General features: G+C 33.0%; 13 protein-coding genes and 1 pseudogene. 13 read left to right on the top strand and 1 reads right to left on the bottom strand.

Annotated elements, in window-relative coordinates:
- Nucleotides 1–400 precede the first annotated feature (400 nt).
- The 12 genes and pseudogenes from V7112_RS14465 (at nt 401) to V7112_RS14415 (ending at nt 8,307) form a co-directional block, all read left to right on the top strand.
- A complete protein-coding gene (locus V7112_RS14465) occupies nt 401–994 on the top strand; it encodes a TetR/AcrR family transcriptional regulator (RefSeq protein WP_335420964.1) in 594 nt (197 codons plus the stop codon).
- A 67-nt stretch (nt 995–1,061) separates the two neighbouring features.
- A complete protein-coding gene (locus V7112_RS14460) occupies nt 1,062–1,946 on the top strand; it encodes an alpha/beta hydrolase (protein WP_335420962.1) in 885 nt (294 codons plus the stop codon).
- A 457-nt stretch (nt 1,947–2,403) separates the two neighbouring features.
- A complete protein-coding gene (locus V7112_RS14455; RefSeq protein WP_335420961.1) occupies nt 2,404–2,853 on the top strand; it encodes a hypothetical protein in 450 nt (149 codons plus the stop codon).
- A gap of 409 nt (nt 2,854–3,262) precedes the next feature.
- Nucleotides 3,263–3,475 carry a hypothetical protein gene (locus V7112_RS14450; protein WP_335420958.1) on the top strand — a complete coding sequence of 71 codons (213 nt, stop codon included), beginning with the start codon at nt 3,263–3,265 and terminating at the stop codon, nt 3,473–3,475.
- A 138-nt stretch (nt 3,476–3,613) separates the two neighbouring features.
- Nucleotides 3,614–3,793, top strand: coding sequence for a hypothetical protein (locus V7112_RS14445; protein WP_335420957.1), 180 nt, complete (start codon nt 3,614–3,616; stop codon nt 3,791–3,793).
- A gap of 423 nt (nt 3,794–4,216) precedes the next feature.
- Complete coding sequence (locus V7112_RS14440) at nt 4,217–4,651, top strand: SRPBCC family protein (RefSeq protein ID WP_335420955.1); 435 nt, start codon at nt 4,217–4,219, stop codon at nt 4,649–4,651.
- Nucleotides 4,652–4,827: 176 nt separating this feature from the next.
- Nucleotides 4,828–5,082: a DUF7660 family protein gene (locus V7112_RS14435; RefSeq protein WP_335420953.1), complete on the top strand. Its 255-nt coding sequence runs from the start codon at nt 4,828–4,830 to the stop codon at nt 5,080–5,082.
- Between the two features lie 417 nt (nt 5,083–5,499).
- Nucleotides 5,500–5,742, top strand: a complete 243-nt coding sequence (locus V7112_RS14430) for a hypothetical protein (protein WP_335420951.1) — start codon at nt 5,500–5,502, stop codon at nt 5,740–5,742.
- Nucleotides 5,743–5,975: 233 nt separating this feature from the next.
- Nucleotides 5,976–6,614, top strand: a complete 639-nt coding sequence (locus tag V7112_RS14425; RefSeq protein WP_335420948.1) for a hypothetical protein — start codon at nt 5,976–5,978, stop codon at nt 6,612–6,614.
- A 540-nt stretch (nt 6,615–7,154) separates the two neighbouring features.
- Complete coding sequence (locus V7112_RS14420; RefSeq protein WP_335420946.1) at nt 7,155–7,304, top strand: hypothetical protein; 150 nt, start codon at nt 7,155–7,157, stop codon at nt 7,302–7,304.
- Between the two features lie 69 nt (nt 7,305–7,373).
- Nucleotides 7,374–7,796: pseudogene (locus V7112_RS23835) on the top strand (site-specific integrase); the annotation flags it as partial.
- A gap of 166 nt (nt 7,797–7,962) precedes the next feature.
- On the top strand, nt 7,963–8,307 hold the full coding sequence (locus tag V7112_RS14415; RefSeq protein WP_335420944.1) for a hypothetical protein: 345 nt from the start codon (nt 7,963–7,965) through the stop codon (nt 8,305–8,307).
- Between the two features lie 81 nt (nt 8,308–8,388).
- On the opposite strand, the gene V7112_RS14410 is transcribed toward V7112_RS14415, so the two are convergent.
- Entirely contained in the window at nt 8,389–8,646 is a 258-nt protein-coding gene (locus V7112_RS14410; protein ID WP_335420941.1) for a hypothetical protein, read from the bottom strand.
- 135 nt (nt 8,647–8,781) lie between these two features.
- On the opposite strand from V7112_RS14410, the gene V7112_RS14405 reads away from it, so the two are divergent.
- Nucleotides 8,782–9,963: an alanyl-tRNA editing protein gene (locus tag V7112_RS14405; protein ID WP_335420939.1), complete on the top strand. Its 1,182-nt coding sequence runs from the start codon at nt 8,782–8,784 to the stop codon at nt 9,961–9,963.
- The last annotated feature ends 24 nt before the right edge of the window (nt 9,964–9,987 follow it).

Raw genomic sequence — 9,987 nt, 5'->3', positions numbered from 1 at the left:
ACCTTATAATACGAACGGGCAGTTTAGTGAAAGAAGGAATTAACAAATAATAAAAGAATATTACTTAGTAAAGCTAATTTATCAGGAGGGCTTAGATGAAAACATTTTTTAAAGAGATAGTGAAAGGTGTGTATGGTTTTTTAGTCTGGGATGACACTAGGGATTGGTGTAATAACTGTTATTTACTTCTGGAAAAGAGTGTTAATGTAACTAATTTTTAAGAAAACATTGATAATATTATTACCGTGTGATATTCTAAAAAAGACCGTTCGGTTTGAAAAAAACTTACTGATTGGTGAAGCTTTGGTGAAGACAGAAGAACAGTTACGCTATGCGTATATGAAAGTATTGATTCGTTAAAAAATGTTACTTTCATGCTAATCAATAATGGGGTGCTATGATGAAAAAAGGTGAGAAGACAAAACAACAAATTATTATTCTTGCTACTGACGTTTTTAATCAGAAGGGGTATTTCGGAACTTCGCTCACTGATATTATGAAAGCGACCGGTTTGAAAAAAGGGGGTATTTATAATCATTTTAATAGTAAAGAGGAGCTAGCGATTGCCTCTTTTGACTATGCGATTGAAGTCATGACGAGAATCTACGCCAAGGCCATTGAAGGGAAAGACTCAAGTATTGATCAATTAATCGGGCTAATTTCTGTATATGAGAATATCATTGAAAATCCACCATTAAAAGGTGGTTGTCCGATTTTAAACACGGCGGTAGAGAGTGATGATACCAATCCAATTTTAAAAGAAAAAGTACAGGTAGCTATGACGAAGTGGCTAAGACTTATCCAATACATCATCCGTAAGGGGATTAAGAAAGGTGAAATAAAACCGAATGTACATGTAGAGTCATTTGCCTCGTTAATTACGTCAACAGTCGAAGGAGCAGTTATGATGAGTAAGTTATATAATTCGAATACCCACATGAAAAATGCCATACAACATATGACATATAGTATTGAAAACCTTCGTATTACATAAATTTTTTTGCTCAAAAAACAGACCGTTCGGTTTTTTTGGAGTTACAAAATCCAAGGAGTGATAGGACATGGTTTTATGGATAGTAATCGGTATGTTAATTTTAGGAATAATGACTACAATAATATGGAAACTGGCTGTGATTAGCCAAACTCCAAAGAAAGTACCAGTAACGATAACACCTGATCTTCCTTATGAGGATATATCGTTCATAAGTGGGACTGATGAAGTCAAAGGTTGGTTCATTCCTTCAGAAACGAAAGATTATGGGAAGGCTCCGCTTGTTATTTTGGTTCATGGATGGGGGGCCAATCGAGCAAGAATGTTGAGATATGTAAAACCTTTGTATCAATCTGGTTATTCGTTATTGCTTTTTGATGTACGAAGTCATGGTGAAAGCGATTCTGTTAAAGCTCTAACAGTTAAAATTTTCCGAGACGATTGTATCGCTGCAATTCAATATTCGAAGTCGAGAACTGACATTGATCCGAATCAAATTGGTATATTAGCTCATTCATTTGGTGGTTTCGGTAGTATTATAGCCAATAAGGAGGACCTAGGAATTAATGCAGTAGTGTCTGATTCTGCACCTTCTCAATTTAGTACGATTATGAAGGCAAGTTTAAAACGTTTTAAATTGCCTTATTACCCCCTAGGCCCTATCATGGCCAAGATTATGTTTATTCGAGCTGGGATATCTAGGAAGGAATTAAGGGAGTTCATGGTTCCGCAAGCAATTCAAAATAGAAAATCTCCGATTCTCATGATTCATTCGAAAAAGGATGATTACGTCCCAAGCACTGAATTAGATTATATTTTGGGTTATGTCAATATTCTACATCTTTATGTGGAAAGTAGAGGTCATCGTAGTTCCGAAAAGGATCCCCAGTTTTGGAAAACGGTATTACCATTTCTGAAAGAGAACTTATCTAACAATATTATGAAACAAAACTAGAGAAAAATTATTGAGCTGGAAACTATTAACCTAACACGGGTAGGATTATAAAAGAAGAAGGCTTAATAAAAATATTAGAAAAAAGGAGATAGTAATTTGTTAGGTTATTATAATAAACTATCTGTGATAATGGCAAAATGAATAAGAAAAAAGAACGGGAATATTACGCTGAAACAACACATTTCATTGATGAGTGGAAAGTTACTCATAGACTGGCTAAGATTCGATAGATATTGTCACAGAAATTTGATAATACACTTGGAGAAGATGATATGAGTGATATAGAAAGAGCAATGGAAGGTCTAAAATATTGGTCTAAGCCAAATGGTCAACTATAAAATATCATTTTTCTTCTTCAAGTAACGGGTGCGTTTCTCAAGAAGGAGATCGCACCCTTTTTATTGAAGTATAGGGGCAGGATAGTTGAAGAAGAAAGTATAGGAAAGGAGAAGCATTTATGACCCAGTATATCTATATTGCTTCACCAATGAGATTACCTAAAGGTTCATTCGGTTTAAATTCCGTATCTCCTGAACAACCGAATGTCTTTAGAAATGAATTAGATTTCATACATTTATATTTTGAAAATAATTACGATAGCAAATTAAAACGAAGATTTTCATATAGTCCACACTTCTCATACAATCATCAAGTGGCAGCTTACTCTAGTCACATTCCTTTAAATTTTCAACTAAAAGGAACTCTGGAAGAAGAGAAATGTTTAACTATACTATATTTTTATCTTGAAGAAGCCATTCAAGCTAGTGGGGTTGTAGAGTATTATACTTGTTTGAGTGGAAAAGAAGACTTGGCACTTTCTAAAAAGCAAAACATTCATTGGCTTGACATTAAAAAACCTTATGACTTGGTTTTAGAAGACCGTGAGTTTTGGGAAATTACCTTTTAGAATCCAAAGCTTATTGCTTTAACGGGCGCGATGCTTTAATAACGAAGGTTCGCTTTTTATTGAAGCAACGGAGCAGGTTAGTGAAAAACTGAAACTTAAAAACCTCATAAACGTAAATATAGATAAGGAAAACAATGACAACAAAGGGGGAAAATTTATGATGTGGGTGGCTTTTGGTATGGCTGGAGCAGCCTTGGCACTTGCTTTACAGGTAATGGAGCAAAATAATAAATTAGAGAAAAGAATTAAAGATTTAGAAGAGAGATTGTGAAAAGGTGCTCTTTAACTATCGGGTGCGCTTATTAAATAAGGACAGGATTATTTAATAAGAATCCCATATTAGTTCTGGTATGAAAATAATGAGTAGATATTACTTTGTCTTTTAGATTATTTAGGGGGAGATTAATTGTTGGATAAAATTAAAGAATTACCTGAAAAAGCGGCATTTGCAATTGGCTTAACTTTATTATTAGTTAGTGGATCATTGTTATTCTTGTTATCACTATTGTTCCATATTGGTAATTGGGCTTCATGGATTGTAGGAGGTATTATTTGGTTTATAGCATTCTTATTTATAGCAAGTGCGGCTGATAAAAGACATTCACGCCTTGATAAAAAGTAATTCTTTTTTTTGTACTTATTGCATTAACGGGTAGCGTTGAACTAAGAAAGATTAACCACCTTTTTTGTTGAATTATTGAACTAACGGTGCAGTAGAGTTAAAGTACGGATTTAATTTTCTATCAATTGGAGTGGTTGAATGAAACCTAAAAAAATAAATGTCTTAGGCTGGTTAATTATTATATTTTTGGGTATAAGTGAGTTCTTTTTTAAAGAGGAATTATCTAAAATTACAACAGGATTAGGTGGACTTATTTGTGTAATTATTGGTTTAACGTTAGCTTTCTATAAAGTTAAAAAAGGAAATGACAAACAGTAAAAATATATATGCTATTCTAAGTTTGTGAAGAAATGTACTTAAACTAATGGGTGCTTTAGTGAAAAAAGACTGTCTTTTTGATTGTCTTTTTTTGGTGAGATTAACACAAATACATTTTTGTAAAGTGCCTGCTACTTATTTATAGAGTTATTATTGCTCTCATCACGGTTTTTGGAGGCTGTTTTGTCATCGACATTATCCCCCTCTACAATCTGGTTACCAATAGCACCGCCTATTACAGTACCAATTAGTCCAAATGGAGCACCTATCATAGCACCCGTAACCGCTCCATAAAGGTGCCTGGGAAGTAATTGTACTTACGGTGCAGGTTAGTGCAATAAGAATCAAAAAAATAACACTTGATAATTTGAAATGAAAATCACATAATAAGACAAAAAAATATGTATGAAAGAGGACTTTAATATGAACAACCTAACCAAAATGAAAATATCTAAGCCTGTAAATGAAGTGTTTGAAGCCTTTGTTGACCCTGCCAAAATTGGGAACTTTTGGTTCTCTTCCAGTTCTGAAAGATGGGAGCAAGGAAAGATAATTACATTGAGATATAATGAATACAACGCTGAAGTTCTTATAGAAGTAAAAGAAATTGAGCTAAATAGTAAAATTGTGTTTCAATGGGGTGCAAATGGAGCAGGGCATACTGTTACCATTACTCTGAATGAGTTAGATGATGCTAGTACCATTGTTGAAATTAATGAGGAAGAGTTTAACGAAAATAACGCTGATTTCATAAGTCAAATTTTAGATAATAAAGAAGGATGGGTCTTTATGTTGACTTGTTTGAAGGCATATTTAGAATTTGACGTTTGTACATTGAGAGCAGGGCTTGTTAAATGAAGACTAGGAGCCAATTGGCTCTTTTTTTGTGAAAGTTCTTGATGAACAAACAGGGTATCTACTTTAGGAGGGGATTGCGGTGGCAATCCTCTTGTTATTTAACTAAATTGCAGTTTAGTTGAACAAGGAACTACAAACTTTTTAGAGAATTTTATTATAAAAGAGGTGGTTTAAAGATGGAGCTATTTGAAATGGTAGATAACATAAAGAGCCGAGAAGATTTAATAAAATTCATAAATCACTTGAGAATGGATTTACAAAACAATAGAGCTGAGTGGGAGAATATAACACTGGAAGATTATTTGGAAGCTATGGAGGCTTGGGTTAATGATATGAATGGATATTATTTGAATTTGAATCAACCAATGCCTAAACAACCATCTTGGAAAATAATTGCTACTATACTATATGCTTCGAGTGCGTATGAATGATAATCAACTAACGGGTGCTTTAGTTAAAGAACAAAACTAAAAATGAGAGGAAAAAGCTCAGTTCAAATTAGAACTGAGCTTCTACCATGAAGAACCCGGTTCTATTAAATAAAACCATTATAAAGAAGAGTTCTTATAACATAGATTATGAGAACCTAATAAATACCTAAAAGGCTATATACTCGTCATAAAAACGAGGTTACTATCTTTTGATATACCATTTGGCACTATATTGGACTGCAAGATAATTGTTACCGATCTAGATGGAAAAACAGATTTTGAAGCCATGATGACAAGGTTCCAGCCCAGCAAGTCATTTTTTGTAACTAATATAAGTTACGTTGTATTTGATGTAACCCAGTATAAAGGTAAAAGTGTTACTAATCTCTCAATAGATTGCAAGAAAGTAACACTTAAATGAAATCACAAAGAAGTATACAAGCCCAGTCTAAAAAGTTTAATATTTATAAGGGGAATGGCATAACATTTTTTGTTTTAGTAAAGCAACATGGATTGGAAGATATAGTATTAAAGAAAAAAGATACACCCTATTGGCAAACGGAGCTATTCTTGGTTAAAGGTGATAAATATCAATATAAAGGTGTATACCTTACAAGGGCTAAGAAAAAGCGAATTCGGAATACAATTGAGCTTTCTTGATGATACACCACCTGGACTATGGAATTTATGCCGTTGGAAGAAAAGAAAAAGCTACAAGGCATGAAGAAGGTTATTTCAGATAATAGTAGCTTTACTTATTTAAAGCCAATCAGGTGAAAGGTAAGGTATAGAAATCTTACCAGATCTGGTTATCTAAAGATACCAACTTTTTATCAATGGGCTAATTAGTAATTTTTTAATTTATTAAAATAAGAGCAAGAATAGGTGAGGTCTTGGAAAATAATAAACCTAAGAAAGTAGTAAAGGCTGAATTAATTTATAATCATGGAGAACTCCAATTTAGGTTAATTTATAATGGTTTACCAATAAGAAAACTAAAATTGGAAGATGATCATTATACTTTAAATATTAATTTCAAAAGCAAGGCAAGTCGTGTTCTTAAAGGAACATTGATGATTCCAAAAGAATTAATTACACAAGTCTTACAAACAGAAAAAATACAAAAATATGGGAACTTTGAGATTAACAAAGAAAAAGACTTTCTTGATATTGTATTTATACAAGCAGTTTCAATAAAGAAAGCAAAAAGAATCGATGATAGCTATGTATTTAATATAACCGTAAGGCAAAATAAACAAAGCTACAGTAATCTAACTTATATTTTGCCACAGAGTATGTATAGTGAATTAGTAAATGAGTACAAAAAAGAAAAGTTACTTAACAAATCTGTAAAAAAGAAAAAGGGACCTAATGGAAAGACGTGTAGTAAGTGCTTTTATTATAAGTCCCCAAGATATTGTACATTCCTAAGTAAGCAACCAGCAAGAGGTGAAGGGAGGAACTGTAAACACTTTAATATGTTTAAAGGTATTAAAGTGGTTTACAACGGTGGTGGTTTTTCACCAAAGTGAATTTAATCCATTTTTATTTTCAAAAGCGTATCCTTAAAAGGATAATACAATCACTGTTAATAATTTGAAACATACAACGGAGATGAACATCAATGAGAATTTCTTTTTTGCAAATAAATTGGCTGCCGAACAATCTTGGAATGTACTATTATTAATAAGTTAACAACGTTAATCTATGAAATATTCCGTTTTTTATAAAATGAACAATATGAAACTTTTATAGGAGAGTCCTAGAATGAAAAAGAAAATGAACTATTTAATATTACTTTAAACGACCATCTTTATTTTTGGTTGCACCAACGTAGAAGATGCATCCATTACAGATGTAGAAACAGAACCACAGGAAGTAACCACAGTTAATACAGATGAAAATACCGAGAAAGAAGAAGCTATCACCACGGTTGTTGATGAACCAGTAGTAGAGGAAACACCAACCCAACCAAATAACGATCTGTTCTCAGGTTACAAACTTGTTGGTATTTTTGGTGTTTAAATAGGCAATCCTTAGTTTACAAATAAAAACTAAGGAGAGTTGCTTTTATGAACTTAGGAGAGAAAATATTATCAGATTTAGTGGTAGCGTTAATAGAGTTATATCCAAATATCGAAGTGGAAACCACAAAAAATAAATTATCTACTGTTCTATCAGAGTATTATATTCAAAAAGTTAAATTAGGAGGTGCACCCTAATCTGGAGGATAAAATACAGTTGTTCATATCGGCTAAAAGACTAGAAGGTTTAAGTTCTATTACTCTAGACAACTATATATCCTGGAATTAAGTATGTTTGCTGATGTCGTAAAAAAGAAGGCTGAGGACATAGCTACAGCAGATATACGAATGTACCTAAGTCAAGATGGTTCCTTAAAAATGAGCACAATCAGAAAGAAACTATCTGTTTTAAAGAGTTTTTTTAGTTGGTTGGCTTCTGAAGAATATATTAAACGTGATCCAACTACAAAATTAAAAGCTCCAAAAGATGAGTACCCAACCCTCGTTAATTGTGAAGAATTTGAAAAGCAACGATATCTTTGTAAAGCATGTCCGGACGCTCCAATATATTATCGTCAAGTTGGGGGGAACCAACTTCACAATATCCATTACTATAGGAAGTTAAGTCATTTGTTATTGTTCAGATACAGTTTGTATCTGGTTTACATAATATCTATTCTAGGAAGCTAGTTCAAATCAATAAAACAATAGCAAATTCATGATATAATTAAATTAACTGTATATAACCATCTAATTTCTATAATTACTGACTGGTAGCTACATATCTCTATTAAGTTAGTAATCAGGATACATAGCACCTTAATATTAAAAATTTTACACAGGAGTTGCTCTACATATGCCTTACGAAAGCAAAATTAGACCTCATAATGCTGATCGTGTAACCAAAAATACGACAATTAGTCGAAGTTTACTTGAACAAATTAAAGTAATTGCAAATCTCGAACAAGTTCCGTTTAACCAATTACTTGCTGAAGGAATTGATTACGTATTAAAAACTTATAAGAAACCTAAAGAATTTAAAGCTCCAGCCAAACCTAAGGATCGAATCCAAATGGCCACAACATTTAGTCATAATCAATATGAATTGCTAAAAGATCGTGCACGAAGACTTCATACACATGCAAACACATTAATTGAAATTGGAATGGAATTTATCATCATAAAATATCGGAATGTTTAATCCCATCCCTCCCTCATCTTTTTTTATTTTAGTTTACATAATATAATTATGATAAACTTAATGCAATTCCTTTATTTAATCTCAATCCAACTTCCCACGAATATTTAACAATTCTTCTAGCAGCTCCTCCATTTCCTCGTGACTGATCCTAACTGGCATCTGGTCATTTAACGTGATAAAATTCTCCTGCTCCCCACTTTCTATACTTTTTATTAAGTAATCGCAAATAGCCTCTACCCTCTCTCTGCTGATTACAGATTGCGTTCTTAAATGCTTAAATTGTCTTAAAATATATGCCCCTTCTTCAATTTCTCCAGCAATTAAACTGTTTTCCTCCATTCAATAATCCTCCTTTTCTACTGTTAAATTGCTCTTCCTCCCTTCTATTTATTACATATTCCGTTTTATTATTTGAATCTTTTTGATTTTTCTAGTATGTTTTTTATATCTAATGTTGAAAGGACCGAGTACTTGATGTCAAAAAAGCTTTTTTATGAAAATCCATACTTAACAAGCTGGAAAACTGAAGTTTCAAATATCATAAAACATGATGATCACTGTCTCGTTACTCTTAAGGAAACCGCATTTTATCCTGAAGGCGGTGGGCAGCCATCAGATACAGGATTAATTGATAATATTCCCGTTATGGATGTCTTTCAGGAGTCTGGCGAAGTATATCATAAACTCCCCCATCCCCCTGAAAACCGTGAAGTTGAATGCGAGATTGATTGGGAGCTAAGATATGACCACATGCGGCAGCATACGGGTCAACACTTGCTGTCAGCAATTTGTATTAATGAATATGATGCGCACACTTCGAGCTTTCATTTAGGAAAAGACACCATTTCAATTGATTTGAGTGTACCGGAATTTAGAAATGAACACCTATTACATATTGAAAACCAAGTGAATAAAGCAATCTATGAGAACCGAGAAATCAAGACATATTTTGTTACGAGAGAACAAGCTAGTGCTCTCCCTCTTCGAAAAATGCCTGATGTTGAAGGAGATGACATGCGAATTGTTGAGATTGATGGTATTGATACATCTGCGTGTTCGGGTACACATGTGTCTAGAACTGGTGAATTAGGATTAATGAAGCTATTAAAAACGGAGAAAAGTAAAGGTAATACACGTGTTTACTTTATTTTTGGAGGTCGAGCACTTAAAGATTACCAGGCAACACATTCGATTTTAACGACCTTAGCAAACCAGCATAGTACGAATCGAGAAGGTCTTATCGAAAAAATCGCAAAAATAGAAGTAGAAAATAAACAATATCAAAGAGAAATTGAAGAATTAAAAGGAAAAATAAATCAGTTACTTGCAAAGGATCTGATCCAATCTCATGATGCGCCAATAATGCTCAAGTCGTTCGAAGATAAATCTTTAAAAGAACTCCAAGGAATTGCTAGAGCAATCAATGAATCAACCAATCAATGTGTAATTTTTACGACAACACTTGAAAACAAGCTATTAATATCACATAATGGCAAAGTTCCAGTTCATTGTGGCCAATTATTCAAACAGGAATTAAAAAATTACAATGGAAAAGGTGGAGGCAATAATACCACTGCTCAGGCGGCATTTGATAACGTAAGTGACCTCGAAGCCTTTAAAAGCTTTTTAGAAACTAAAATTAAAGAATCATTCTAAGAAAAAAAGCTACCCTAGGTAGCT

Source organism: Bacillus sp. JJ1566 (genome assembly GCF_036962685.1).
Lineage (GTDB): Bacteria > Bacillota > Bacilli > Bacillales > Bacillaceae_L > Ferdinandcohnia.
Note: the sequence above shows the minus strand (reverse complement) of the source record. Positions and strands in the feature narration are given on the sequence as shown.